The following is a 26,100-nucleotide window of genomic DNA, read 5'->3' on the forward strand; positions in this document are numbered from 1 at the left end:
GGCGGCACGCGCACGCGGCCACCACGGACGGTGGGGCCGACACCGACGACGTGCCCCACGAGGTCGACCCGCGTTCCGAACATCCCGACGACCTCAACAGGAGTGTGGCGTTGACCGCCGAAGCCCTCCCCGCCGAGCTTCGTCGTACGATCGTGCAGCTCGCGCGCACACCTCGCCTGCTGGTCGCCTGCGACTACGACGGCACACTGGCCCCGATCGTGGGGGATCCGAGTCAGGCCAAACCACTGCCCGAATCGGTGCACGCGATGCGCTCGCTGGCCGCCCTGCCCGCCACGACCGCCGCGGTCATCTCCGGCAGAGCCCTGCGGGACCTCGCCACGCTCTCCCGACTCCCCGCCGAGGTCCACCTGGTGGGTAGCCACGGCTCCGAGTTCGACGTCGGCTTCGTCCACGAGCTCGACCCCGACACCACGCACCTGCGGACCCAGCTGCAGCGCAGCCTGCAGGACATCACGGCGGGACAGCCCGGTGTGACGCTGGAGGCGAAGCCAGCCAGCGTCGCCGTGCACGTCCGCCGTGCCGATCCCGAGGTCAGTGAACGGGTGCTCAACGCGGTGCGCAGCGGTCCGGCCACCTGGGAAGGCGTGCAGGTCACCGACGGCAAGTCGGTGATGGAGCTCGCGGTGGTCGAAACCGACAAGGGCAACGCCTTCGAGGCGTTGCGGCACCAGATCGGCTGCACCGGGGCGATATTCCTCGGCGACGACGTCACCGACGAGAAGGTCTTCAGCAAACTGCACGGCCCGGACCTGGGAATCAAGGTCGGCGAAGGCGACACGCTGGCCCACTACCGGGTACCGGACACCCCCGGGGTGGCGACGGTGCTGGCGCTGTTGATGGAGGAGCGCCGGACCTGGCTGTACGGCGAACAGGCACCGGCGATCGAACGGCTGTCGATGCTGGCCAACGAACGGACGGTGGCGCTGCTGACGCCGGACGCCCGGGTGACGTGGATGTGCCACCCCGGCCCGGACGCCGCGGCGGTGTTCGCCGACCTGCTCGGCGGGCAGGCCGCGGGGCACTTCTCGGTGCTGCCCGCGCAGCCGCAGCAGGAGAACGGCGGCAACGGCGCTCCCCGAAGCACGCTGCCGCTGGGGCAGCGCTACGTGCCCGGCACCATGACGGTGGAGACGCGCTGGTCCCGGCTGATGGTCACCGACTACCTGGAGCACGGCGGGGACTCCCACCGCACCGACCTGATCCGGGTGATCGAGGGCAGCACCCGCGCGGCGGTGGAGTTCGCCCCTCGCCCCGAGTTCGGGCAGGTGCCGGTGCGGATGACCGTCGAGGCCGAGGGGATCCGGGTGCACGGCACCTCCGAACCGATGGTGCTGTACTCCCCCTCGGTGAAGTGGCGGATCACTTCGGACGGCATGCACGAGACCGCGCACGCCGAGCTGGACCTCGCCGAGGATTCCCCCGTGGTGCTGGAACTGCGGTGCGGCACCGAGACGCTGGGCTCCTCCGACCTGACCGAGCGGGAACGGCGTTCGATCGCGAACGATTACTGGTCGGAGTGGGTCGATCAGCTGCGGCTGCCCGACGTGGAGACCGACCTGGTGATCCGCTCGGCGCTGACGTTGCGCGGGCTGTGCAACACCGACACCGGTGGGATCATGGCCGCCGCCACCACCTCGCTGCCGGAGGAGATCGGTGGGGTGCGCAACTGGGACTACCGCTACTGCTGGCTGCGGGACGGGGCGATGAGCGCCCGCGCTCTGGTGTCGCTGGGCTCCACGGCGGAGGCCGAGGCCTTCCTGGACTGGCTGCACCGGGTGATGGACACACTGCCGGGTCCCGAACGGCTCCACCCGCTGTACTCGCTGGCGGGTGGCACCCTCGGCCCGGAGGCGGTCATCGACACGCTGCCCGGCTACGCCGGTTCCCGCCCGGTTCGGGTGGGCAACCTGGCCGACCAGCAGGTTCAGTTGGACGTGTTCGGTCCCGTGGTGGAACTGGCCACCGATCTGGCGATGGCGCACGGCAAGCTGCGGGACGCCGACTGGGAACTGGTCAAGGGCATGGCCGAGGCGGTGGAACGGCGCTGGTTCGAACCCGACCACGGCATCTGGGAGGAGCGCGACGTGCCCAGGCACCACGTCTACTCCAAGGTGATGTGCTGGGTCACGATCGATCGGGCTGTCAAACTGGCCGCCCACTACGACCGCCCCGCCGAGCCGAACTGGGTGCAGCTGCGCGAGCAGATCGCCGAGGACGTACTCAAGAACGGTTGGCATCCCGACGTCCAGGCGTTCACCACCGCCTACGAGGGGTCCGATCTGGACGCGGCCTCGCTGCACGTGGGGCTTTCCGGTCTGATCGACCCGAGCGACGAGCGATTCAAGGCCACCGTCACGGCGATCGAGTCGGAGCTGCGCAGCGGTTCGACGGTCTACCGCTACCGCCGTGACGACGGACTGCCGGGCCACGAGGGCGGATTCCACCTGTGCGCCACTTGGCTGATCGAGGCCTACCTGTTGATCGGCAGGCGTACCGAGGCCGAGGAGTTGTTCCAGCAGATCGTGGACAACGCCGGCCCCACGGGTCTGCTCTCCGAGGAGTACGACCCGATCGCGGAGCGTTCGCTGGGCAACCATCCGCAGGCGTACTCGCACCTCGGGCTGATCCGCTGCGCCCAGTTGCTGGCCGAGTGAGTCGAGTTCGGACGACTGGCCGGGTGTCCTCCGGGCAGTACCCCGCCGGTGGCGGGACGCGACAGCGAGATTTCCGCCACCGTTCGGCCGCCCACCAGGGTAACGGCCGAGGACATCGCCACACTCCGATCCCTCTCCGCACGCCGTACCTCCAGTAGCGGGAACCGTACATCGGCAAGCGTAAAGTGCGGCGCATCACACGTGGCAGCACGATATTTCGCCCGAACGGGGGACAACCGTGCGCCACTACCGATACGCTACCGATCGACCGGTCGGTGTTCGGGACTCACTCGAGGGGGGAAGTTGGCGAACGTATTCGTGATCCTTCCGATCGTCGTACTGCTGATCCTGGTGGTGGCGCTCGTGGTCGCACTGGTGCTTCGGGGCAGGAACGCCCGGCACGGCGGCCACGGTAGCGAGGAACGACGAGCCAAGGACCCGTTCGACACCACCGACCAGGACGCGCTGCGGGGAGATCCGCGCACGCTGACGGCGGGCGACATCGTGGAGATCCGGGGGACGTCCTACACGGTGCGAGGGACGCTCCGCCTGTCGGAGGGTGGATGGCGCTGGTCGGAACACCTGTTGGACGACGCCAAGGGGACCCGGGTGTGGCTGGGTGTGGAGGAGGATCCAGACCTGGTCCTGACGCGGTGGACCCCCCTCGGTCCGGAGGAGACGGAACCGCCCGCGCCCGGACCGGCCCGGATCAGGTTCGGCGAACGCGAGTTCCGCTCCGAGGAGTCGGGCTCCGCCCGGTTCAGCAGCGAGGCGACCACCGGGCTCAACGAGCAGGGCAGCGTCCGCTACCACGACTACGAGGCATCCGACGGCACGATGCTCGGTTTCGAGTCCTTCGACGGCGCCGACTGGGAAGCCACCCTGGGTGAGGAACTCACCCGCTACGACGTGCGTATCTATCCGGCTTCGGCCTGACTCGAGGAACCGGACGGGGCGATGAAACCGAAATTCTGGTTCGTCATCGCGGGTATGACGGCGTTTCTCGCGCTGCTCATCGCGATGGTGACGATCTTTTCCACCGGCACGGGGCCGCGCGCCTACGTGGCGAAGAACTACACCAGGGCCGTCCAACTGGACAAACCGGGTGACGACGACAACAAGGCGTACACCTCGAATCTCGAACCATCCACTGTGGTCGACGACATCACCGACACCTGGGAACCGATCTCGCAGTACGCGCGCGGCAGCGGCGTCTACCTGCGCTACAGCGATGACGCCATGATCGTGCAGCCCCGCGACCGGGGGTCGGTCATCCACGTCATGGAACTCGACGAGGCATACAACCACTACCACCACGTCGTCGGCGGGGTCTGGGGCTGGGGCGGGCCGCACGGGCAGACCTTCCGGGGCGGCGGACCTGGATCGGGCAAATGAGCGGGGAGAACAGGAAAACGGGGGTTCGATGAACCGCAACTCCAAGGTCGTCCTCGGAGTGCTGGTGGTACTCGGCCTCGCCGCCTGGGTTATCACCCTGGGCCTCATAGGTTCGGGCGGCGACGACGAGTCCAGCGCGTTCCACAGCGACGAGACCAGTGACTACCACCGTTGGGAGAACTACGCGGGGCAGTCCATCCCCCGATTCACGGACACCGACTCTCGGCAGCTCTCCGAGGAGCTCGCCGAGGCCGAGCAACGCTACGGGCTCTGCTTCGGCTGGAGGCTGACCGACGGCGGCGAGGATCGCGAGACCTCCGGGCCATCCGACTACGACATCGGCGGTTCCGGTGAGGAGGACTCCAGTTCCGAGTCCGACTCCGGCTTCGACTTCGAGACGTCCGATCCGGACGAGTTCACCTCCGAGGAGGACCCCTCCCACAGCTACGACCAGGGATCGAGCCGGGGGCCGAACACCCCGGCCGACACCTGCGAGGAATGGGTAGAGGTCAGAGCCACCGTGGCCTACACCTCGGAGTACAGCGAAGACTGGAGCGCCGTCGAGCTGACGGTGGAGCAGAGCCCCGATTCGGGGATGGAACTGCCGCACGAGTCCGACTTCGCCGAGCTGGGCATCACCGCCGAGCGGTTCATCGAGGCCCCGGTGGACACAACCGGCCAGGCCGCGCTGGCCCTTCCGCTGCTGCTCTCCCAGGAGGGATCGCTGCCGGCTCGCCCGGCCGAGAGCAGCACCGGTACCCAACCTGAAGAATCGCTGCCGGATGCCGGCACCGCGATCCCCGGCCTGTGGCGCTGGATCTGGCTGGGGGTCCTCGGAGCCGTCACGGTGGTCAGCCTCGTGTTCGGCGTCGTGGGCATCGTCCGGCAACGGAGCGCGAACGACTCGGACGGTCCACCACCACCGCACCAGCCTCCCGGCGGAGGCCCACCTTCGGGGCCACCTGGGCCTCCGACGCCGCCTGGGCCACCTGGGCCTCCGGCACCACCGCAGTGGCCCGGCCAGCCACCACCCGACGGAGGAGCACCACCGCCACCTCCGCGGGGGATGTCTCCCGGAGACCGGTGACCACCGCGACGACCCGGTCACGCCCCTCAGCGGCAGTGACCCCGTTCCGCTACGACCCGAAAGGCACAACAGTTGTTCCAGGAACTGCTCTTCGGCCTGTCCGCGGCGATCGCCTACGGCGTCGTCGGGGCCGTTCTCATGATCCTCGGCTACGTGCTCGTGGACGTGGCCACGCCCGGCAAGCTACGCGACCTCATCTGGGTCCACCGGAACGCGAACGCGGCCATCCTGCTGGTGTCGGGACTGCTCGGTGTGGGGATCATCCTCACCACCGCCATCGCCGCCAGCGCGGACGACCTGATCTACGGCCTGATCGGCACGCTGGCCTACGGGCTGCTCGGGCTGATCCTGATGGGGCTCTCCTTCCTGCTCATCGACGCGGTCACGCCGGTCAGGCTAGGCGACGAGCTGGCCACCGAGTCCGTCCACCCGGGAACCTGGGTCTCGGCCGCGGCACACGTGGTGATCGCGACGATCATCGCCGCGGCGATCTGGTGACCGCCCACCCCCGTCCCCTCACCTACAAGGGTGAACACTGGAGGCCATGACCAGCACCGAGCAGGATGACGAACTCGCCGCGGCGGCCCCGCCCCCCGGCGGGGCCGAGAACGCGACGAACCGAACCGCCTGGTTCCACCGGCCCGGCCCGGCTCGGTTCGCGGTGCTGCTGGCGGTGTTCGTCTGCTCGGCGTGCGGGCTCGTCTACGAGCTCGCGCTGGTCGCGCTCGGCAGTTACCTGATCGGCAACAGCGTGGGCCAGGCCTCCATCGTGCTGTCGCTGATGGTGTTCGCCATGGGGATCGGCGCGCTGGTGGCCAAACCGCTGCAACGCTGGGCTGCGCTCTCCTTCGTCGTCGTGGAACTGGTGTTGGCGCTGCTCGGGGGCCTGAGCGTGCTCGGGCTCTACGCCGCGTTCGCGTGGCTGAGCCTGTACACGCCGATGCTGATCGTGACCTCCCTGGTGCTGGGAACGCTGATCGGCGCGGAGATCCCGCTGCTGATGGTGCTGTTGCAGCGGATCAGGCGCCAGGAGGCGGGCTCGGCGGTGGCCGACATGTTCGCCGCCGACTACGTGGGCGCCCTGATCGGGGGCTTGGCCTTCCCGTTCCTGCTGCTGCCGCTGCTGGGCCAGGTCCGGGGAGCGCTGCTGGTCGGCATGCTCAACGCGGCCGCGGGGCTGGGGCTGATCCTGACCGTCTACCGGAACGAGCTGGGAAAGCGGCTGGTGGTGCTGCTGACGGCGCTGGTCGTGCTGATCGGTGGTGTGCTCGGCGGCGCGTTCGCGCTGTCCGGCCGGTTCGAGACCACGGCGCGGCAGGCGCTCTACGACGACCCGGTCGTGCACGCGGAGCGGTCGAAGTACCAGGAGATCGTGCTCACTCGGTCCAGATCGCTGAGCGGGCGGACCGACACCCGGCTGTTCCTCAACGGGGACCTGCAGTTCAGTTCGGTCGACGAGCGCCGCTACCACGAGGCCCTGGTACACCCGGCCATGGTGGGTGATCCCTCGAACGTGCTGATCCTGGGTGGTGGTGACGGGCTCGCCCTGCGAGAGGTGCTGCGCTATCCGGAGGTGGAGCGGGTCACGCTGGTCGAGCTCGACCCGGCGGTGCTGCGGTTGGGGCGGCAGGACCCGCGCTTGACCTCACTGAACGAGCACGCCTTCGACGATCCGCGCGTGAACACGGTCGCGGCGGACGCGTTCAGCTGGCTGCGCCGCAACGGGGAGCTCTACGACGCGATCCTGGTGGACATGCCCGATCCGGACTCCACCGAGACCGCGAAGCTGTACTCCACCGAGTTCTACTCGCTGGTGCGCCGGTCGATGGCCGAGGGGGCCAGGGTCAACGTGCAAGCGGGCTCCCCGTACTTCGCGCCCGAGGCCTACTGGTGCGTCGAGGCGTCCATGCGCCAGGCCGGGCTGGCCACCGTGCCGTACTCCCGTCCCATCCCGAGCTTCGGGCAGTGGGGCTTCCAACTGGGTGTCTCCGGGGACTCCGCCCCACGACCGCGGCTGGCGGAGGACGTGCCGGAGCTGCGGACGCTGGACGAGCGCACGTTGCGGGCGGCGACGGTGTTCCCACCGGACCGGGACCGGATCGCCGACGTCGAGCCCTCGACCCTGATGCATCCGAGGATCGTCGAGTACGAACGGGGCGCCTGGCGGAACTACTGACGGGAGTTCGCCCGGCGGCCGGGGGCTCGCGCGTTGGCCCCGTCCGGTTCCCGCCCGGAGGACGGAGCCGGCCGCCCCCGGAGAGCGGAGCCGGGTGAGCGGCGACCGGCCGGGAACGATCCCGGCACCTCACCGCCGCGTCGGTGGTTCGTCCGGCCCGGGGGGCTGCGGCGCGGGAGCCGGGGTGCCCTCCAAGGAGTAGAGCAGTTCCGCGAGTCCACCGGCCACGGTGTCGCGCTGTTTGGGGTTGAGCCCGGCGAGCAGTTCGCGCTCCGCCTCCAGGTTCCTGGCGAAGGCCCTGTCGATGACCTCCGCGCCGTAATCGGTGATCAGGACTCGTGCGCTGCGTCGGTCGTGCTGGTCGCGGACGCGTTCGAGGAGACCGCGTTCCGCGAGTTGCTGCACGCGTTTGGTGGTCGCCGCGCCGGAGGCGACCATCAGGCTGTTGAGGCGTCCCGGCGTGACCGGTTCCCCGCTGCGGCGCAGCGCCGAGAGAAGGTCGAACTCTGCCCGGTTGAGCCCCTCGTCACTCAGGGTGGTGTCCAACCGCTGGCGCAGCACGGCGGCGGCGCGGAGCACCCGGCCGACGACCTCCATGCTGGAGGTGTCCAGCTCGGGACGGATCTCCTTCCACTGCCCGCGCGCGGCGCTGATGATGTCCGGAGGGCGTTTCATACCACCATCAATTCACTAGTAAAACACTTGTGTATTACGATAGAACGTGTCCTCGACGATACTGGCACGTCATCTCCGTGAAACCGTTCACCTGAACCGGCATGGTCCGATCGTTTGGCCCGCGATGCGGGCTTTCCTCTCCGTCCTGACCCCCCTGCTGGTGCTGCTGTGGCTCGACCGGCTGGACCTGGTGGCCGGAGCGGTGTTCGGCGCGCTGACCAGTGTCTACTGCCGCAGCGAGCCGTACCGCGACCAGACCCGCTCGCTGGCGGCGGTCGCGGCGGGAATGGTGGTCGCCGTGGGGGTGGGCGACGCGATCGCCCTGGCCGACGTGGCGCCCTGGCAGCACCGACTGCTGGTGATCACCGGCACCGCCGCGGTCGGCGCACTGGCCACCGCCGCCACCACCGCCGTCAAACTGGGAGCCCCCGGCGGGCTGATCTTCTCGTTCGCCACCGGGGCCTGCGCGAACCTCACCATCGCCCCCGCCGACGTGGCACCGCAGCTGGCCGTCTGCGCCGTCAGCGGGGCGTTCGCCTGGAGCGTGTGCGTCACCGGAGCGGTGTTCGCCGGGCTGCGCCCGCAGCGCAGGGCGGTGGCAGCCGCCCTGGAGGCCACGGCCGCCTACCTCTCGGACCGCTCCGACGTGCTGGCCAGGCACCGGTCGGCGGTGGCTGTGGAGATCGCCTGGACCCGCCTCGCCCTGGTGGGAAGGCGGCAACGCGACACCGAGGAGCACCGGGAACTGATCCAGACCGCCGAGATCTGCGAGGTGCTGGGGGCCTCCGGACGTGCGGCGAGCGAGACCGTCCGCTCGCTGCGCGAGACGGCCGGCAGTATCCGCGCGGGCACGTCACCGGGCTCCCCCGGCTACGCTCGCCAGGAGTCGGCCGCCGTACCGGCGCTGCCACCCTCCCGTTGGCACACGATCCGAGGGGTGCTGCTGGCCGCGGTGCGACCGGGCAGGGGCTCCGGCAGCTGGCTCTGGCCGTTCGCGGCGCGGGTGGGCATCGCCGCACTGCTGGCGGGCCTGCTCGCCGACCTGCTCAGCATCGGGCACGTCTACTGGGCCGGGGTCTCGGCGGTCTCGGTGCTGCAGGCGACCAGCACCTCCCGTTCCGTTCCCCGGATGCTGCAACGTGTCGCGGGGACACTGGGAGGAGTACTGATCGGCCTGGCGCTGCTGTCCACGCACCCCGCCGTGTGGGTGCTCATCCTGCTGCTGGCAGCGCTGCAGTGGGCGGCCGAGCTGACCGTGACCGTCAACTACGCGTTCGGTCTGCTGTTCGCCACGCCGGTGGCGTTGCTGGTGAGCGGGCTCATGACCCCGGACACCCCCACACAACTGGCCAGCAGCAGGCTCTGGGCGACCCTGCTCGGCGCGGCGGTGGCCGTCCTGGTGGCCTGGCTCTCCCCGCACGGTGCGTGGCTGGCCAGACTGCGGGGATCGCTCGCGCGGGTGCGGGAACTGACCGAGTCGCCGCGAACCGATCCCGAACGGCTGCGCAAAGCGCTGATCGAACTGCACGACGCCTACGAGACGGCCGCGGGCGAGGTCCCGGAGTCCCAGCTGCCCACCGAAGAGCTGCTGGCGGTCTCACGGAGCGCCTACAAGCTGCTGGACACCGGCGGTCTCCTCGGCCAGCCCCGGAACTGAACCGCCGTCCGACCTCTCAAGCCACCATTCGCGGAGCGGGGCGGCCGAGAGGACCGCCCCCGAGGAGTCACGAACCCGCCCGGCCCGGTGCGGTGGAACCGTCACGGACCGAACCAGCGCTCCTCCACCGAGCGGGGTGACCCCGCCGTCGATCCGGTGACCAGTTGGGTCTCCAGCAGCACCTCGCGGGGCTTGCCGCTCGACTCAGCGGCGTCCAACAGCAGCCTCCCCGCTGCCCTGCCCTTCTCCAGCACGGGCTGCCGCACGGTGGTCAGCCCGACCCGCTCGGCGTCGTCGATCCCGTCGAAACCGGTGATGGTGATGTCCTGCGGCACCCGTCTGCCCTGCCTCCTGACCTCGGAGAGCGCACCCAGAGCCAGGATGTCGGACGTGCAGATGATCGCGGTGATCTCCGGGTCCAGCTCCATCAGCTGGGCGGCCGCGGAACCGCCCGATTCCGTGGTGTGGTCGAAGCGCTCGATGACCGGCACCTGTTCCCAGTCCACGCCTATCTCGGCGAAGGCCTCGGACAGCGCCGTGAGTCTGGCACGCTGCACGTGGAAGTTCGCCCTGGACTGCCGCTCCGGGGAGGCGGGGCCGTCGTTGCGCAGCCGGGCCAACCGCATGCACACGACCCCGATCTTGCGGTGACCGAGCTCGATGAGGTGCCTGGCCAGGTCTTTGATGGCCGCCCCGTCGTCGATGCCGACCCGGTCGATGTCGGACAGGCTGGGCTGGTCGCAGATCACCGTCGGAACCGGGCGCTCCATGACGGCGGCCAGATGCGGATCGTCGTCGGGAACGGAGTAGACCACGAAACCGTCCACCCCGGCGCTGTGCACGGAGGCCACGTCCTCGTGCTCCGGGTTGGCCGGGATCAGCAGCAACCCGTGATCGGCGTCCTCACAGGCCAACGCGAGTCCTTCGAGGAAACCGACCGCCGCTGGGTCGCGGAACGCGTAGGACAGATTCTCGGTCAGCAACAGTCCGACCGCTCCCGCCTTGCGGGTGCGCAGCGAGCGCGCCACCGGGTCCGGACCGGGATAGCCCAGCCTGCGGGCGGTGTCGAGTACGCGTTTACGCAGTTCCGGGGAAAGCTGGTCGGGACGGTTGTAGGCGTTGGATACCGTAGTCCGGGAAACGCCGAGTTCCGCGGCGAGCGACGCCAGTGTCGCGGGTCGCCTCGAATTCGTAGACCGCACCATGCGGGAACCGTAACGGTTCAGTAGGTCTGGGTGAAGCTTTGATGACGCAGATCCCACAACCATTTTGACGAAGTTTTCCCTTATCCCCCGGCGGGGAGTCCGTTCGGCGGTGCCGTCCCTCCGCTCACGCGGCGAGCTTCCCACCGTCGAGCAGCCGAAAGGGGCACCGCGACCGAATCAGGAGAAACGAATTCTCTCCGACATTCGGGGGTGGCGGTGCGATCACTCGAAGGATAATTTGTCCAGACCAATCCTTCGGTGAAAGGTGTGTCACACATGGCCGAGGTCGCATACATCAGCGCTTCACGCGTTTTCCCCGGAACGAACCCGGTCCGCGCGGTCGACGAGCTCGACCTGGAAATCGGCGACGGCGAGTTCCTGGTGCTCGTCGGACCCTCGGGGTCGGGCAAGTCCACGGCGCTGCGGATGATCGCGGGGCTGGAGGACATCGACGAGGGCGCCATCCGCATCGGCGGGCGCGAGGTCACGCACGTCCCGCCCAAGTCGCGCGACATCGCGATGGTCTTCCAGTCCTACGCCCTCTACCCGCACATGACGGTGGCCGAGAACATGGGCTTCGCGCTGCGGCTCCGCAAGGAGCGCAAGGACACCATCCGGGAGAAGGTCGCCCAGGCGGCCGAGATGCTCGACCTGAGCGAGTACCTCGACCGCAAGCCACGAGAACTGTCCGGCGGGCAGCGCCAGCGCGTCGCGATGGGAAGAGCCATCGTGCGCGACCCGAGCGTCTTCCTCATGGACGAACCGCTGTCCAACCTGGACGCGAAACTGCGTGTGGAGACGCGGGCCAACATCGCCGCGCTGCAGCGGCGGCTCGGCACCACGACGGTTTACGTGACCCACGACCAGGTCGAGGCGATGACGATGGGACACCGGGTCGCCGTACTCGCCGAGGGGCGGCTGCAGCAGGTCGACACACCGCGCGAGCTCTACGAGCGCCCCGCCAACTCCTTCGTGGCAGGTTTCATCGGCTCCCCCGCCATGAACCTGCGCACGGCACGACTCACCGAGCGCGGCGCGGTCCTCGACGGGCACACCGTCCCGTTACCCCGTGAGACGCTCTCGGTCGCCTCCGAGCGCGGGCTGGACGAGGTGACGGTCGGGATGCGACCGGAGTCGTTGCGACTGACCTCCCCCGGCGAGGACGGCGCCGAACTCACCGTCGAGCTCGTGGAGGAGCTGGGGGCCGACGCACTGGTGCACACCCGCCCGACGGCCGCCGAGTCCGCCTCCCGGCTGGTGGTGCGCACCGACGGCCGCGAGCCGCCGAAGCTGGGGGACCGCGTCTCGGTGGTGGCGCGCGACCCGGAGGAGCTGCACCTGTTCGACCCCCGGACGGGCAGTCGACTGACCGCGTCGTAGACGCCACCGGCGCGATTCACCGACACCCGCTCGTCGGGGCCTGCCGCGGCGGTGCCGACCGCGAGGGTGGTTCGGCACCGCCCCGCCGGAGCGAGGGCGATCCCGCGAGAACTCGACGCGGCGCCCGCACGGCGTGACCACGACGATGCGGCTGGCGACCGGTTCCGGCGCCCCGGACATCCCCGAACGGGAAACCGGCACGTGTCTTCGTACTCACATCATTCGAACGGGTACAGGGTGGAAGCCGTCTTGCGACGGCGCGTAGACTCCAATTGACAATGATTTCCATTAGCGGTCGAGTCAGTTGGCACGATCCGGCAAGCAGGAGTCCCCGTGAACACACCGCGTAGTTGTCACCCTGGGCACACCGGGCGATCCCCTCGCCCGGGCGGAGTCACCGCGTTAGCCGGACTGGCGGCCACCGCCCTGCTGCTGACCGCCTGCGGCGGACCCGGCGACACCTCGGAGGACGGCAAGCTCACCGTCGTGGCGTCCACCGACATGTGGGCCTCGGTCGCGCGAGCCGTGGCGGGCGAGGACGCCGAGGTCGAAGCCATCATCGACGGCGACGAGGCCGACCCCCACTCCTACGAGAGCACCCCGCGCGACGCGGCACGGCTCGACAACGCCGACCTCGTCGTCCACAACGGCGGCGGCTATGACTCCTTCGCCGGCCAGCTGCTCGCCGACAGCGACAGCGCCCCACCCGACGTCGAAGCGGTGAAAGTGGCCGAGTCGGACGGGACCGACGAGGGCTCCGCCACCGCCGAACCCCACCAGCACGAGGGATCCGGACACGGCCACCACCATTCCGGCAACGAGCACGTCTGGTACGACCCGCACACCGTCCAGCTGGTCGCCGACCGCATCGCGGACCGGCTCGGCGAGATCAGCCCGGACAGGTCGCGGGAGTTCCAGCGCTCCGCCACCGAGTTCGGCGACACGCTCGACGGAATCCAACGGAACATCACCGAGCTGCGAGAGGCCCACCACGGCACCGAAGTGATGACCACCGCTCCGGTGGCCGATCACCTGCTGGACGACGCGGGGCTGACCGACATCACACCCTCCTCGTTCGTGCGCTCCGTGGAAGCGGGCAACGACCCGGCGGCGGCCACCGTGGCGGAACTGCAGGAACTCGTCGACTCCGGCCGCCCCGCCGCCCTGATCGACAATCCCCAGACCGCCTCACCGCTGACCGAGCGAGTCACCGAGCGCGCCCGGAACAACGGCATCCCCGTGGTCGCCATGCCGGAGACGCTGCCCGGCGACCGGCCGTACGCGGAGTGGCTCTCCGGCCGGGTCTCCGCGCTGCGCACCGCGCTGGAAACGGACACCTCGGGCAGCGAAGGGCGGTAACAGTGCAGCACCCCCAGTCACCGGCCGTGCCGTCCGAACGATCCGGCGGCCAGGTCAGAACCGACGAAACCACCACACCTCCCGAACGGCCGCCCGCCGTTCGGCTGCGGAACGCCGGACTCACCTACGGCACGCGTGAGCTGTGGCGGGGACTGGACCTCGACGTCTCCCCCGGCGAGTTCCTCGCCGTGCTCGGCCCCAACGGCGCGGGCAAGACCAGCCTGCTGCGCGTGCTGCTGGGACTCACGCCGCTGAGCACGGGACACGTGCACATCGCGGGCGAGCCCGCCCACCGGGGCAACGACCGGATCGGCTACGTCCCGCAGCAACGCTCGCTGCGGAACAGCTCCACGCTGCGCGGCAACGACCTGGTAGGGCTCGGCCTGGACGGGCACCGCTGGGGCATCGGACTGCGGCGGCGCGCCGAACGGGCGCGCCGGGTACGCGAGGCGCTGCGCGCCGTCGACGCCACGGACTACGCCAGAACACCGGTCGGGCTGCTCTCCGGCGGGGAACAGCAACGGCTGCGGATCGCACAGGCCCTCGTCTCCGAGCCGAGCGTGCTGCTGTGCGACGAGCCGCTGCTGTCGCTGGACCCCTCGCACCAGCACCGGGTCAGCGAGCTGATCGCCCGACGGACCAGGGCCAGCGGCGCGGCGACGCTCTTCGTGACCCACGAGATCAACCCGGTGCTACCGCTGGTGGACCGAGTCCTCTACCTGGTCAACGGCGGTTTCCGGATCGGAACCCCGGACGAGGTGATGAACTCGGCGACGCTGTCCGAACTGTACGGAACCGAGGTCGAGGTGGCCCGCGTCGGCGGCCGACTGGTCGTGGCCGGAGCCGAGAGCGAACACGACCACCACGTGCACGAGGGAGAAGCGGAATGAACCGGCTGCTCGAAGCGCTGAGCAGGATATTCGATTTCGGGCTCACCGGAGAGCTGCTCGGCTACCCCTTCGTGCAGCAGGCCCTGCTCGCGGCGGCGGCGCTGGGACTCGTCTCCGGCGTACTCGCCCCCCTCGTGGTCACCAGGAGGATGTCCTTCGCGGTGCACGGCACCGCAGAGCTCGCCTTCACCGGGGCAGCCGCCGCGCTGCTGGTCGGTGTGGGGGTGACGATCGGGGCACTGGCGGGAGCGGTGGTGGCCGCGCTGCTGCTGGGCCTGTTGGGACAACGGGAGCACGAGCGCGACTCGGTCATCGGAGCCGTGCTCTCCTTCGGGCTGGGGCTCGGGGTGCTGCTGCTGTGGATGAACCCCGAACGCGCGGCGAACAAGTTCACGCTGCTCGTCGGACAGATCGTCGGGGTCAGCTCCGCCGACGTCACGCTGCTCGGGGTGGCCGCGGTGGTGGTGCTGCTGGTCACCGCTCTGCTGTACCGCCCGCTGCTGTTCGCCAGCCTCGACTCGGAGGTTGCGGCGGCCAGGGGCGTGCCGATCGGACTGCTGACGCCGGTGTTCGCGCTGCTTGTCGGGGTCGCCACCGCGCTCGGGGTGCACGTGGTGGGCGCGCTGCTGGTCATGGCGCTGATGGTGACCCCGGGAGCCGCCGCCGTGCGGGTGACGGCCAGCCCGGTGAAGGCCACGGTGCTGTCGGTGGTATTCGCGGAGCTCGCGGCGGTCGGCGGAATCCTGCTCTCGCTGGCCCCGGGAGTTCCGGTGAGCGCGTTCGTCACGGCGATCTCGTTCGGCATCTACCTGGTGTGCCGCGTGGTGGGTGGCCTGCGCGTGAAGCGGTTGACCAGGGGCAGCTCCGCCGTCGCGGTGTGACCCGGAGCTTGGGGCGGAACTCGCTCGTGCGATCGATCTCGCGCGCCCGGTCACCGCCCGCCCCCTGAAACCACCCGAGAAATCGACGCGCCGCTTCGACTTCGACGCCCGCACTCTCGCCGTCGGCACCGCCGCGGGTTCTCGCGTGCGGCTCTCACGAGGAAGGCCCGACGTCGTGCGGTACCTACCCGATGTCGGGCCTCGGCGAAGCGAGAGCCGTGCGCGAGGTTCCGCCACCGGCACCGCCACGCGGGGCGAGCCGACACAGCCCTCATACCGGGTTGCGCTTTAGGATCCGGCCGACCCGTTCGGCCATGTCCGGGGCCAGCATCGCGTACCTGCCGCCTGCCAGGAAGCGTTCGGAGAACTCGAAGGTGACCACCTCGCCCTCGGCGAGCATGCGCCCGGCCTCCTCGGGATCGGAGAGCACGTTGTTCGGGTGCGCGATGGTGATGTCGGAGAACGACGCGGCCAGGTAGGGACTGGCGAACTGGGTGAACGAGTCCGCGATCATCCTGGTGGGCTCGTCGATCATCCCGGGCCTGGCCCGCGACTCCAGGCGCAGCGGTTCGTGGAAGTCGCTACCGAGGAACCGGGTGTTGTCGGCCCCGCCGTCCGGTGCCAGCGAGTAGGACCGCACGGTCCACTTCCGGTCCTTGCCGATCAACGCGGGAATGTCGGCGCGGTGCTGGTAGGTTCTGCCCGGTTCCACCTTCCAGGTGTCCGTCACCCCGGGTTCCAGCGACTCCGCCAACCGCCGGACCATCGCCAACCCACCGACGTGTCGCCAGTGGGTGTCGACCTTGGTGAACACCGGCTCGTCCCGGCGCCGATCGAGCTCGCGCAGGGTGGGGCGCATGTCGATCGCTCCGGTGGCTTCGGGAACCCGCTGCCAGAACTCCGAGCGCAACCGGCGCATGCAGTCACGTCCGACGTACTCGTCGGGCATGTGCTCGGAGTACACGGTGGACTTGTCGGGTGCGATGACCAACCTGAACTCGCGGCCGGAGGCCTCCACCACCGAACGCCAGCGGCGCAGTCCGGTGATGATCCTGTCGAGCTCCATGTCGGGCAGGCACTTGTAGGACATGTCGTGCCCCAGGAACAGCCAGCCGTCCTCACCCCGGATTACGTCGGGAAACAGCGCGGGGTCCGGCGTCGACGGAGGCCGCTCGCCGTCGCCTCCACCGCCGCCGACGGGAGCTCCCCCAGGTTCGGAGCCGTGGGGCGCGGGCTCTCCGAACACGCCCTCACTGATTCCCTCCACGGCGTGGACGGCCTGGGGACGAAACGCCAGGCGGTCGCCGGCCCAGTCGTTCAACCCGGTGAAGAACCCCCACCCCTCGGTGATGCTCGGAAAAGATGCGAGTGGCCGGTTCTCCAGCGGTTTCGCGCGGGCGCCGAGCGTCCAGGCCAGCACCGGAGCGGCGAAGAACAGAAAGGCGCAGACCAGCGCGACGTACTGCTTGGCGCCGTGACGAGGCCGGTGCAGCGGGTGCTCCCGGGGCAGCCATGCCTCGTGCACGGGAGGCAGCTCGGTCGGGCCGTCGGGTCTGTCGTCGCGATCGGCCGCGCGAGGAGCGCTGGACTGCTTGCCGGACACGTTCCCACCGTAACGAGTGACCGAGCGGTTCCGGGGGCGGACCGAGGTGAAAACCCGCTCGGCCACCGACAGGCTCCGCGTAGGTCGGCGGCCGGAGAGCCGTGCGGCAGCGGGACCGAGCCGGGCCGAACTCCTCGCGCTCCGGCGGCGTGTTCGGGCTCGAGTTCGACCCGGAGCACGAAGCACTGCTGCCCACCGCCGTGCCGGTGGGAAACGGCTGGCCGGACTCCGGCCAGCCGACACTCACGAGGAGCTTTCGGGCCGCCTGGGATGGCCGGTGGAGGGGCGGTGTTCGACGTGCCGCACAGTGGTTTCCGGCCGAGTTCCATCGGACCGCCCACGCCTCGCGAACACATGCGGCCACACCGACGGGTAGCCCCTTGGCCGGACCTCGCGTTCGGGACCGAGAACGACGAGCTGTGGCTCCGTCCCGCCGGTCCGACCGGGAACCCCCTGCGGGAACTCCGACGTGACTGGTTCGACCGCGCGGAATCGTCCCGGGTCCAAGGCGAGGTTCGACGAAGAACCACACGAACGGGCAACGAACAGCCCAACGACAAAGTCGAGGAATATTCTCGATCCCTGGCACGACCGAGTGATCGATAACCCCCGCATGGATGGCTTCACCGAAGTCGCGGTGCATTCCCGCGAATCCCTTGGTTTCCTGGGACCGAGGAGTTTTCCCACCGGGAATCAACCATTCCGTTCGGCAACCGACGGCAGTTGCTCGGTTCCACACGACGTGATCGCGAGGAGGAAAGTGTCAAGATGAGATCCTTGACCGCTCGGCGGCTGTTGACCGCCCTCGTCCTGGGACCGGCCCTGGTAGCGGCGTCGAGCCCGGCATTGGCCGCGCCGGACCAAGCTGGCGAGGTGGCCGCGGCCCCCGAGAAGAAGAGGGTCTACTTCGACGCCGCCGGTGTCCAGAAGGGCAACAACCGCATTTGGACCGGGGTTCATCCCTACGCCGACGGGTGGCATGAGAACGGCACCGCGAAGATGCGGATCGAAGGCACCCTGTGGGGCGATTGCAGTTGGGCTGACGCCGAAGTCTGGGTGAAGGTCGAATGGAAGAACGTCCTGGAACAAAATTGGGAGAAGGCCGCCGACATCCCCTGCCGCCAACTTCGCAAAGACCCCGTGCACCACTACGACCACGGTAAGTGGTACGACCACACGAGCCAAAAAGAGGCCAACAACCCTCCCAAGAAGGTGGCGTTCCAGTTGTGCCTGAATCCGACCTTCGGAAAAACGGAGTGCTCCCCTGAACAGGGACGCTGGTTCAGCGACTGACAACACCGCGCCCTGCTCCGGGATGGGATACGACCAACCAACGTGCTCGCTGAACGCCGAACCGATGCCACGGCGAACCGGCGGGCACTCGTGATCGAACGGGCCGTTGCCTCGCCGCGAGCACGGCGAGGCACGTCGGCTTCGGCTCGCCACGCGAAGAAGCGACGTCAGGCCGGGCTTTCCGGGAAGTGCGGAAGTTGTTGTCCGCCGCAACCCCGACCAGCTCAAGACCGAGCACCGCGAACAGGTCGGAGACTTCCCACGAGGACCGGTTCACCTCGTGGCCGGCGTCCTCGTCGGGGAGGACGTCGGCCACTCGATCCACAGCGGATTCCAGCGGCGCGTCCTGTGCCCCCGAGGCAGCTGTGTTCCCACCGGAAGTTCGGTCAGGACCGACGAGTGGGAACTCAACGTGATCGCCGGTGTCGAATACCCCGAAGACCGGACCTCACGCCACCGGTAAGCCGCGCTGTAATGGCCCACCTCGAAAGCACCTGGTTACGCTCCTCTTACCAACCCCGGAGAATGCCAGGACGTCCCCGTGTACGGGGTCGACTTCGCAAGACGGCGGCTTGCTGCCGGAGAGCATCGCTCAGAACTGGTAGTACAGAAACGGGCTGAACGAGCCCGCCGCCACCAGCAGTCCGGAGTAGACGGCACCCGCCGTCATCACACCGATCCGGACGCCGGTGGCCGCGCGAGAACGGGCCGACTCGATGTAGGTGCCGGTCGCGGCGCCCGCGGGCAGCAGCAGCACCACCACAGCGACCAGCAGGATGAGCGTGCGCTGGTTGGTCAGCGCCGCTTCTACCACGGCAGGCAGCCCGCCGAGATCGGGAACCAGCATGTGGCCGAGCATCGTGCCCGCCTTCCCCAGGTCCCGCGCCCGGAACACCACCCAGCCGAGTACGACCAACAGCATCGTCAGCGCTCGCCGGGCCGCGCGTGCCCCGCTACCCGTCGGGCTCCGGTAGCTCCCGCTGGCCCGCTCGATCACCAGCAACGCGCCGTGGAACAGTCCCCAGACGAGATAGGTCCAGGCCGCACCGTGCCAGAACCCCGTCAGCACGAAGACGATCGCCAGGTTCCGGTAGGTGCGCGACGTTCCCCGCCGGTTCCCCCCGAGCGGGATGTAGACGTAGTCGCGGAACCAGCGCGACAGCGACATGTGCCAGCGCTGCCAGAACTCCGTCACGGTCACCGAGGAGTACGGCCGCGCGAAGTTCTCGGGCAGCCGGAAACCGAGCATCCTCCCCAGCCCGATCGCCATGTCCGAGTAGCCGGAGAAGTCGAAGTAGAGCTGCAGCGTGTAGACGATCGCTCCCAGCCAGGCGACCGCGAAGGTCATCTTCGAGCCGGAGGTGGCGAAGCAGGCGTCGGCCAGCGGGGCGAGGCTGTCGGCGACCACCACCTTCTTCGTCAGCCCCCAGGCGAAGCGGGGGAAGCCCGCCGCCATGTCGTCGAGCCGGTGCGTGCGGCGCTGCGGCAGCTGGTCGGCGATCTCGCGGTAGCGCACGATCGGACCGGCCACCAGCTGGGGGAACATCGCGATGTAGGCCACGAAGGCCACCGGGTCGCGCAGGGCGGGACGTTCCCCCCGGTAGATGTCGACCACGTAGGAGATGTGGTGGAACGTGTAGAACGAGATGCCGATGGGCAGCACCAGCTCGAAGGTCGGCAGGTGACCGCCGAACCACCCGGCCAGCACCGCCGCCTGCTCACTGGCGAAGCCCGCGTACTTCCACACCCCCAGCACCGCCAGGTCGAACACCACGGCGGCGGTGAGCAAGACCCCGCGACGGTTGCCGTCCAGCCGCCACTCGTCGGGCTCCAGGTTCCTGCCCACGAAGAAGTTGACCACGATGCAGACCAGCAGCAGCATCGTGGTACCGCCCGCGCCGCTGGCGTAGAAGACCAGGCTGGCCACGGCCACGACCGCGTTGCGCCAGGCACGCGGAGCCAGCAACACGGCGAGCAGCACCGCGGGCAGGAAGTACCACAGGAAAAGCGGAGTTGCGAACGACATGGGTGTCCGAGCTCGGGGCGGCGTGGAGCACGCTGCTCCCACCTTGCTGTCCACCGGACTCTATCCGAGCCACCTCGGGAGTGGGCGCGGAACCGGATCATCCGCCGGTGAGACGAGCGGCACAACCGTTGGTCGCGCCCTCACGACGGGCCTTCCGAACAGCGGCACGGCGACCCCACCGCCGACTCGTATCTCCAGGACCGGCCCCGAACGGTCGGGGAACGCACCGGACGAGCACGACCGAGAGGGACCCGCCGTGGCCGAGAGAGTCGAGAGCGGCCGGAACCGAAAGGTCAGCTCAGCCTGCGCCGCCGCGCGATCTCGGACAACGCCACCCCGGCGGCCACCGAGGCGTTCAACGACTCGACGCCGGGGCTCATCGGGATCGAAACCGTCTGGTCGCAGTACTGCTTGGTCAACCTGGCCAACCCGCGCCCCTCGGAACCGACCACGAGCACCAGCGGTTCGGTCGCCAGCTCCAGCTCGTCGGAGGTGATGTCGGCGTCGGCGTCCAGCCCGACGACCATCAACCCCTCGGACCTGAGGCTCTTCAACGTGCGGTTGAGGTTGGTCGCCCTGGCCAGCGGGATGCGCGCGGCCGTGCCCGCGCTGGAACGCCAGGCCACCGCGGTCATCCCGGCGCTGCGCCGCTGCGGCAGCAGCACCCCGTGCGCGCCGAACGCCGCCGCCGAACGCACCACCGCACCCAGGTTGCGGGGATCGGTCACCCCGTCCACCGCCACCAGCAGCGGCGGCAGCCCCGAGTCGCGAGCCGCGGTGAGCAGGTCGTCAGGCTCGGAGTACTGGTAGGGCGGAATGCGCAGCGCCAGTCCCTGGTGAACCGCGCCCGAGGTCATCCGGTCCAGCTCGGTGCGCGGCACCTCGACCACCGAGATCCCCTGGTCGGCCGCGAGCCGAACCGCTTCGGTCACCCGATCGTCGGTGTCGATGCCCTCGGCCGCGTACAACGCGGTGGTGGGGACCCCCGCCCGCACGCATTCGAGCACGGGGTTGCGGCCCGCCACGAGCTCACCCTGGTTCTCGGCCTCCCTGCGGCGCTTGTCCCGCTGTTGCTGCGCCTGCTTCTGGGCGTCGGCCTTGCGTTTGGCCGGGTGGTTAAACCTGTTCTCGGCCTTGGGGGTCGGCTTCTTGCCCTCAAGGGCTTTGCGGCGCTGGCCGCCGGAACCGACGACCATGCCCTTCTTGGTGCCCGACTTGCGTACCGCGCCCCTGCGCTTGTCGTTTCCCGCCACGAGCTATCCGTCCTTCAAAGTCCACATCGGCCCGTCAGGGGTGTCCTCGACGGCGATACCGCAGGCGTGCAACCGGTCCCGGACCGCGTCGGCGGTGGCGAAATCGCGGTCGGCACGCGCCTGACCACGCTGTTCGAGCAGATCGTCGACGAGCGCCGCCAGGGCTCGGTGCTCGGCATCGGAGGCACCGTCCCGCGCGCGCCAGTGCGGTGCCAGCGGGTCGAGTCCGAAGACACCGAGCATCGCGCGAACCCGGGCAGCCCCCTCGCGCGCCGACTCGTCCGCACCGGAGTCCAGGGCGGCGTTGGCCTCGCGGACCACGTTGTGCACGGCCGCGATGGCCTGCGGCGTACCGAGGTCGTCGTTCATGGCGGCGGCGAACTCGGCGGTCACCTCGGAGGGTTCCACCTCCCCGGTGCGCTGCACCACCCGGTGCAGGAACGACTCGATCCTGCGGAACGTGGCGACCGCCTCGTCGAGCCCCTCGTCGGAGAACTCCACCGTGGACCGGTAGTGCGGCACCACCAGATAGTACCGCAGCTCCACGGGGCGGACCCGCTGCAGCAGCGCGGATATGCCGAGCGTGTTACCCAGGGACTTCGACATCTTCTCGCCGCTGGCGGTCACCCACGAGTTGTGCAGCCAGTAGCGGGCGAATCCGTCGCCCGCGGCGTTGGACTGCGCCAGCTCGTTCTCGTGGTGCGGGAACACCAGATCCAACCCACCGCCGTGGATGTCGAACTCCTCACCCAGGTAGTGGGTCGACATCGCCGAGCACTCCAGGTGCCATCCAGGACGGCCCCGTCCCCAGGGGGAGGGCCAGCTCGGTTCACCCGGTTTGGCCGACTTCCACAGCGTGAAGTCCCTCGGATCGCGCTTGCCCGCCGGGACGGCCTCCTCGGCCTGCTGCATCTCCTCCGGACGCTGCCCGGACAACCTGCCGTACGACTCGACGAACGAGGGAACCGAGAAGTAGACGTCCCCGTCGGCGGCGTAGGCGTGATCCCGGTCGACGAGCCGCTGGATCAGCTCGACCATCTGCGTGATGTGACCGGTCGCCCTCGGGGTCGCGGAAGGTGGCAGGCAGCCGAGACGGTCGTAGGCCTCCTCGAAGGCCCGCTCGTGCGTCGCGGCCCACTCCCACCAGGGACGGCCGGCCTCGGCCGCCTTGGCCAGGATCTTGTCGTCGATGTCGGTGACGTTGCGCACCAACCGCACCTCGTAGCCGGTGTGGCTCAGCCACCGTCGCAGCACGTCGAAGTTGAGCCCGCTGCGCACGTGACCGACGTGCGGCAGCCCCTGAACCGTGGCCCCACACAGGTACAACGTGGCCACGCCCTCCTGGCGTGGCTGGAACTCGCGTGTGGCACGGCTCGCGGTGTCATGAAGGTACAGGCTCACACCGTGATGGTACGGGCAAGCCCAACGCGGATCACAGGTCCGGTGGGTTCACAGCGACACGCCATGATCGGCGACCGCGCGCAGCAGCGCGTCCGGCCGCTCAGCGGTGGGGGACGGCTCCACTCGGGCGAAGTGGCAACCGACCTCGGTGGCCGCCCCGTCGGCCTCGACGCTGTCGCCGATCATCAGCGCCTGTTCCGGTGCCACGTCCAGTCGCTCACAGGCGCGCAGGAACAGCTTCGGGTCCGGCTTGATCACACCCTCGACGTAGGACATCAGCACCTCGTCGAAGAGGTCACCGATGCCGACGCGGTCCAGGGCGGGACGGATGTCGAAGGCGATGTTGCTGATGACGGCGGTACGGATCCCCGCTTCGTGCAACTGACGAACGACGCGCGCCGCGTCGGGATAAGGAGTCCAGCAGTCCGGGTCGATCAGCCGCGAGTAGAGCGCCTCTGCCTGCACCGGATCGGTGAGGCCGGAGCTGCGCAGCACTTCCAGATAGATCTTGCGGTGCTGTTCCGGGTAGAGGTCCCGTTCCTCCCAGGCCCGCTGGTACTCCTGCGGCAGCTTGACCACCTGCCCCGTGGGGGCGGTCATCCGCCGCATCAGCTCGGTCTGGGCCTCCAGGTCCCACTGCTTCCCGGACTCGTCGGTCACCCCGGCCAGCCAGGACTCGTCCTGCTCCAGCCGGAACAGGGTGCCGGAGAAGTCGAAAAGCACTGCGCGCACGGTCACGGAACCAAGGTACTCGGGAGTGACACCACGGCGTCCCCCCGATGCGGTGAACATCACCACTTTCGTTCGGTCGGCGGCTCGGGTTGCCTGGCGGTGTGGTTGGCGGAACCTCTGGCACGGCTCTCGCTGCGGGTCCGGCGACATCGGGTAGCGACCTACACAACGTCTCCGGCGTCCTCGCGAGAGCCGCACCGGAGAACCCGCGGCGGTGCCGACTGCGAGGGTGGTCGGAGTGCGGCCTGCGTCGATGGCCCGGCGATTTCGCGAGAAATTGACGCCCCCGGGGGGCTGCCGTCGGGAAGCGACCATGAGCGACGCAGCGCGTGCGTCCCCGGTGCGTGAGTCGGATGCATTGCAAGGCCGGGCCGCTCGCCGCGTAGGTCGCTACTCAAGAGTCGGCCCAACGCCGCAAGGCGCCGACTCACGTGCCGGCTACCCAACCAGCTACGCAAGGGGACCGCTCAGAAGACCAAAGCGGTGGCGATGGCGGCGATCCCTTCACCTCGTCCGGTGAGCCCGAGCCCGTCACTGGTGGTGCCGGAAACCGACACCTCACCGCCGAGCGCCTCACCGAGGACGGCGCTCGCCTCCGCCCTGCGCGAGCCGATCCGGGGTGCGTTGCCGATCACCTGCACCGAGGCGTTGCCGAGCCGGAGCCCCTCTTCGGTGAGCAGGCCGCGCACGTGCCTGAGGAAATCCACTCCGTGTGCGCCGGACCACCGCTGGTCGTCGGTTCCGAACACCGACCCCAGATCCCCCATTCCCGCTGCGGAGAGCACCGCGTCGCAGAGGGCGTGACAGGCGACGTCACCGTCGGAGTGCCCGGAGCACCCGTCGTGGTCCGGCCAGCGCAGCCCGGCCATCCAGCACTGCCTGCCCGCGACGACCGGGTGCACGTCGATCCCCTGGCCCACGCGGGGGCGTTCGCCGCTCACGAAACGTCACCGTTCCTTCCGGAATCCGCCTCCTCAGGGGGACGCACGGGAACGTCCGGCCGGGCGGCGGACAGCTCTGCCGCCGAGGTCGGTTCGGCGGCCAGTACCGCTTCGGCGACGGCCAGGTCGAAGGAACTGGTCACCTTCAGGGCGTGGGTGTCGCCCTCGACCGTCCTGACCGGATAGCCCATGCGCTCCACCAGACCGGCGTCGTCGGTGGCCGCGTCCTCGGCCGCGCCGTATGCCTCTCGCAGCACCTCGGCGGTGAATCCCTGCGGGGTCTGCACCGTACGAAGCAGCGACCGGTCCACGGTCTCGGCCACCACGCCCTCGGAGTCGATCCGCTTGACCGTGTCCGCCACGGGCAGAGTCGGCACCACCGCGCACGCACCGTGCTCGACCGCGGCCACCACGTCACGGATCACCCGTGCCGGCGTGAACGCGCGCGCCGCGTCGTGCACCAGCACGGTCCCGAGCGAGGACACCAATCGGTCCGCCGCCTCCAACGCGGCCCGGACGGAGTCGGTACGCTCCCCACCCCCGGGAACGACGTGCACACGGTCGCCGAACTCGTGCACCTCACGAGTCATCGGGCCGAGCTGGTCGGCCGGAGCGGCCACGACGACACGGCTCACACTTCCCGAGTCCAGCAAGCCGCGCACGGCACGTGACAGCAGGGATCGTCCCCGCACCCGAACCAGTGCCTTCGGAACACCGGCCCCGAGGCGGACTCCCCGTCCGGCAGCCGGAACAAGCGCTACAGCGTCCACACCGCTCGGATCGTCAGACCGTCGTCGCCAGGACTTCGTCCAGCAGGCTCTCGGCCTTGCCCTCGTCGGTGCCCTCCGCCAGCGCCAACTCGCTGACCAGGATCTGCCGGGCCTTCATCAGCATCCGCTTCTCACCGGCGGACAGCCCGCGATCCTGTTCACGACGCCAGAGATCACGCACCACTTCGGCCACCTTGTTCACGTCACCGGAGGCGAGCTTCTCGACGTTCGCCTTGTACCGACGTGACCAGTTGGTGGGCTCCTCGGTATGATCAGAACGCAGCACATCGAAAACGTGGTCGAGACCCTCCTGGCCGACGACGTCCCGCACCCCGACGTGTTCGGCGTTCTCAGCGGGAAGACGAACGGTCAGGTTGTCTTTTTCGACCCGCAGTACGAGGTACTGTTTTTCTTCGCCCTTGATTACACGTGTCTCGACTGCCTCGATCAGCGCAGCGCCGTGACGCGGGTAGACGACGGTCTCTCCGACCTTGAAAACCATGTGTCCTCTGCCCCTTTCGCTGTGTCCAGTCTAGCATGGTCAGCAACGCCACTTCGACGGGCTCGACATCTTCGTTGCAGGTCAGAAGACGATCGGGGGGTTGACAACCCGCCGCCCGACGTGCATGAGGACCTGTTTTCTCACCGAACGTGGGCAACACGAACGGGAGAAACGGCACAGTCCGCCGGGGTGCGGCCAA

22 protein-coding genes are annotated in these 26,100 nt (G+C 69.3%); 12 read left to right on the forward strand and 10 right to left on the reverse strand.

The genetic code is table 11. The features are described from left to right. The first annotated feature begins 110 nt into the window (after window positions 1-110). From otsB to BLQ75_RS02555, 6 genes are all read left to right on the forward strand, one after another. A complete protein-coding gene (gene otsB / locus BLQ75_RS02530; RefSeq protein ID WP_092597327.1) occupies window positions 111-2,675 on the forward strand; it encodes a trehalose-phosphatase in 2,565 nt (854 codons plus the stop codon). A 303-nt stretch (window positions 2,676-2,978) separates the two neighbouring features. Continuing rightward, complete coding sequence (locus BLQ75_RS02535; protein ID WP_092596997.1) at window positions 2,979-3,611, forward strand: DUF4178 domain-containing protein; 633 nt, start codon at window positions 2,979-2,981, stop codon at window positions 3,609-3,611. A 21-nt stretch (window positions 3,612-3,632) separates the two neighbouring features. After that, a complete protein-coding gene (locus BLQ75_RS02540; protein ID WP_092597000.1) occupies window positions 3,633-4,070 on the forward strand; it encodes a DUF4247 domain-containing protein in 438 nt (145 codons plus the stop codon). 28 nt (window positions 4,071-4,098) lie between these two features. Beyond that, window positions 4,099-5,157 carry a hypothetical protein gene (locus tag BLQ75_RS23300; RefSeq protein WP_170837278.1) on the forward strand — a complete coding sequence of 353 codons (1,059 nt, stop codon included), beginning with the start codon at window positions 4,099-4,101 and terminating at the stop codon, window positions 5,155-5,157. 72 nt (window positions 5,158-5,229) lie between these two features. Then, entirely contained in the window at window positions 5,230-5,655 is a 426-nt protein-coding gene (locus tag BLQ75_RS02550; RefSeq protein ID WP_092597003.1) for a DUF350 domain-containing protein, read from the forward strand. Window positions 5,656-5,701: 46 nt separating this feature from the next. Then, a complete protein-coding gene (locus BLQ75_RS02555) occupies window positions 5,702-7,333 on the forward strand; it encodes a polyamine aminopropyltransferase (RefSeq protein ID WP_092597006.1) in 1,632 nt (543 codons plus the stop codon). Window positions 7,334-7,462: 129 nt separating this feature from the next. Here BLQ75_RS02555 and BLQ75_RS02560 read toward each other — a convergent pair whose 3' ends face one another. Continuing rightward, window positions 7,463-8,008 (reverse strand): MarR family winged helix-turn-helix transcriptional regulator, encoded by a 546-nt coding sequence (locus tag BLQ75_RS02560; RefSeq protein ID WP_092597009.1) that lies wholly within the window; start codon window positions 8,006-8,008, stop codon window positions 7,463-7,465. A 46-nt stretch (window positions 8,009-8,054) separates the two neighbouring features. Here BLQ75_RS02560 and BLQ75_RS02565 point away from each other — a divergent pair, with 46 nt between their 5' ends. Further along, a complete protein-coding gene (locus BLQ75_RS02565) occupies window positions 8,055-9,665 on the forward strand; it encodes an FUSC family protein (protein ID WP_244515189.1) in 1,611 nt (536 codons plus the stop codon). A 101-nt stretch (window positions 9,666-9,766) separates the two neighbouring features. Here the strand turns inward: BLQ75_RS02565 and BLQ75_RS02570 are convergent, their stop codons facing one another. Continuing rightward, the gene (locus tag BLQ75_RS02570) at window positions 9,767-10,870 is read right to left on the reverse strand and encodes a LacI family DNA-binding transcriptional regulator (protein WP_092597015.1); all 1,104 of its coding nucleotides are present in this window, start codon (window positions 10,868-10,870) and stop codon (window positions 9,767-9,769) included. A gap of 276 nt (window positions 10,871-11,146) precedes the next feature. Between BLQ75_RS02570 and BLQ75_RS02575 the strand changes: the two genes are divergently transcribed. The 4 genes from BLQ75_RS02575 (at window position 11,147) to BLQ75_RS02590 (ending at window position 15,380) form a co-directional block, all read left to right on the forward strand. After that, window positions 11,147-12,250, forward strand: coding sequence for an ABC transporter ATP-binding protein (locus tag BLQ75_RS02575; protein WP_092597018.1), 1,104 nt, complete (start codon window positions 11,147-11,149; stop codon window positions 12,248-12,250). Between the two features lie 333 nt (window positions 12,251-12,583). Further along, the gene (locus BLQ75_RS02580) at window positions 12,584-13,609 is read left to right on the forward strand and encodes a metal ABC transporter solute-binding protein, Zn/Mn family (protein WP_092597020.1); all 1,026 of its coding nucleotides are present in this window, start codon (window positions 12,584-12,586) and stop codon (window positions 13,607-13,609) included. 26 nt (window positions 13,610-13,635) lie between these two features. Beyond that, window positions 13,636-14,499, forward strand: a complete 864-nt coding sequence (locus BLQ75_RS02585) for a metal ABC transporter ATP-binding protein (RefSeq protein ID WP_092597330.1) — start codon at window positions 13,636-13,638, stop codon at window positions 14,497-14,499. Then, window positions 14,496-15,380: a metal ABC transporter permease gene (locus tag BLQ75_RS02590; protein ID WP_092597023.1), complete on the forward strand. Its 885-nt coding sequence runs from the start codon at window positions 14,496-14,498 to the stop codon at window positions 15,378-15,380. The genes BLQ75_RS02585 and BLQ75_RS02590 overlap by 4 nt, the downstream gene beginning before the upstream one ends. A 271-nt stretch (window positions 15,381-15,651) precedes the next feature. On the opposite strand, the gene BLQ75_RS02595 is transcribed toward BLQ75_RS02590, so the two are convergent. Further along, entirely contained in the window at window positions 15,652-16,983 is a 1,332-nt protein-coding gene (locus BLQ75_RS02595; protein WP_244515190.1) for an alginate O-acetyltransferase AlgX-related protein, read from the reverse strand. A 768-nt stretch (window positions 16,984-17,751) separates the two neighbouring features. On the opposite strand from BLQ75_RS02595, the gene BLQ75_RS02605 reads away from it, so the two are divergent. After that, on the forward strand, window positions 17,752-18,276 hold the full coding sequence (locus tag BLQ75_RS02605) for a hypothetical protein (protein ID WP_139182890.1): 525 nt from the start codon (window positions 17,752-17,754) through the stop codon (window positions 18,274-18,276). 592 nt (window positions 18,277-18,868) lie between these two features. Here BLQ75_RS02605 and BLQ75_RS02615 read toward each other — a convergent pair. The 7 genes from BLQ75_RS02615 to BLQ75_RS02645 form a co-directional block, all read right to left on the reverse strand. Further along, a complete protein-coding gene (locus BLQ75_RS02615) occupies window positions 18,869-20,302 on the reverse strand; it encodes an MBOAT family O-acyltransferase (RefSeq protein WP_092597035.1) in 1,434 nt (477 codons plus the stop codon). A gap of 293 nt (window positions 20,303-20,595) precedes the next feature. After that, on the reverse strand, window positions 20,596-21,555 hold the full coding sequence (rlmB, locus tag BLQ75_RS02620) for a 23S rRNA (guanosine(2251)-2'-O)-methyltransferase RlmB (protein ID WP_092597038.1): 960 nt from the start codon (window positions 21,553-21,555) through the stop codon (window positions 20,596-20,598). Window positions 21,556-21,558: 3 nt separating this feature from the next. Next, on the reverse strand, window positions 21,559-22,956 hold the full coding sequence (gene cysS / locus BLQ75_RS02625) for a cysteine--tRNA ligase (RefSeq protein ID WP_092597041.1): 1,398 nt from the start codon (window positions 22,954-22,956) through the stop codon (window positions 21,559-21,561). Window positions 22,957-23,004: 48 nt separating this feature from the next. Continuing rightward, window positions 23,005-23,694: an HAD family hydrolase gene (locus BLQ75_RS02630; protein WP_092597336.1), complete on the reverse strand. Its 690-nt coding sequence runs from the start codon at window positions 23,692-23,694 to the stop codon at window positions 23,005-23,007. Between the two features lie 461 nt (window positions 23,695-24,155). Continuing rightward, on the reverse strand, window positions 24,156-24,629 hold the full coding sequence (gene ispF / locus BLQ75_RS02635; protein WP_092597044.1) for a 2-C-methyl-D-erythritol 2,4-cyclodiphosphate synthase: 474 nt from the start codon (window positions 24,627-24,629) through the stop codon (window positions 24,156-24,158). Continuing rightward, window positions 24,626-25,399, reverse strand: a complete 774-nt coding sequence (gene ispD, locus BLQ75_RS02640; RefSeq protein WP_092597047.1) for a 2-C-methyl-D-erythritol 4-phosphate cytidylyltransferase — start codon at window positions 25,397-25,399, stop codon at window positions 24,626-24,628. Before ispD ends, ispF begins: the two co-directional genes overlap by 4 nt. Before the next feature lie 13 nt (window positions 25,400-25,412). After that, complete coding sequence (locus tag BLQ75_RS02645; RefSeq protein WP_043576289.1) at window positions 25,413-25,901, reverse strand: CarD family transcriptional regulator; 489 nt, start codon at window positions 25,899-25,901, stop codon at window positions 25,413-25,415. Window positions 25,902-26,100 lie beyond the last annotated feature (199 nt).

Origin of the sequence: Actinopolyspora xinjiangensis, assembly GCF_900104475.1 — a bacterium.
In the GTDB taxonomy this organism is placed as follows: Bacteria; Actinomycetota; Actinomycetes; order Mycobacteriales; family Pseudonocardiaceae; genus Actinopolyspora; species Actinopolyspora xinjiangensis.

What these genes read in the sequence shown, in the direction of transcription:
- BLQ75_RS02540 (WP_092597000.1), top strand. Translation starts at nt 3,633, where the DNA reads ATGAAACCGAAATTCTGGTTCGTCATCGCGGGTATGACGGCGTTTCTC.
- BLQ75_RS23300 (WP_170837278.1), top strand. Translation starts at nt 4,099, where the DNA reads ATGAACCGCAACTCCAAGGTCGTCCTCGGAGTGCTGGTGGTACTCGGC.
- BLQ75_RS02555 (WP_092597006.1), top strand. Translation starts at nt 5,702, where the DNA reads ATGACCAGCACCGAGCAGGATGACGAACTCGCCGCGGCGGCCCCGCCC.
- BLQ75_RS02560 (WP_092597009.1), bottom strand. Translation starts at nt 8,008, where the DNA reads ATGAAACGCCCTCCGGACATCATCAGCGCCGCGCGCGGGCAGTGGAAG.
- BLQ75_RS02570 (WP_092597015.1), bottom strand. Translation starts at nt 10,870, where the DNA reads ATGGTGCGGTCTACGAATTCGAGGCGACCCGCGACACTGGCGTCGCTC.
- BLQ75_RS02575 (WP_092597018.1), top strand. Translation starts at nt 11,147, where the DNA reads ATGGCCGAGGTCGCATACATCAGCGCTTCACGCGTTTTCCCCGGAACG.
- BLQ75_RS02590 (WP_092597023.1), top strand. Translation starts at nt 14,496, where the DNA reads ATGAACCGGCTGCTCGAAGCGCTGAGCAGGATATTCGATTTCGGGCTC.
- BLQ75_RS02605 (WP_139182890.1), top strand. Translation starts at nt 17,752, where the DNA reads ATGAGATCCTTGACCGCTCGGCGGCTGTTGACCGCCCTCGTCCTGGGA.
- BLQ75_RS02615 (WP_092597035.1), bottom strand. Translation starts at nt 20,302, where the DNA reads ATGTCGTTCGCAACTCCGCTTTTCCTGTGGTACTTCCTGCCCGCGGTG.
- BLQ75_RS02645 (WP_043576289.1), bottom strand. Translation starts at nt 25,901, where the DNA reads ATGGTTTTCAAGGTCGGAGAGACCGTCGTCTACCCGCGTCACGGCGCT.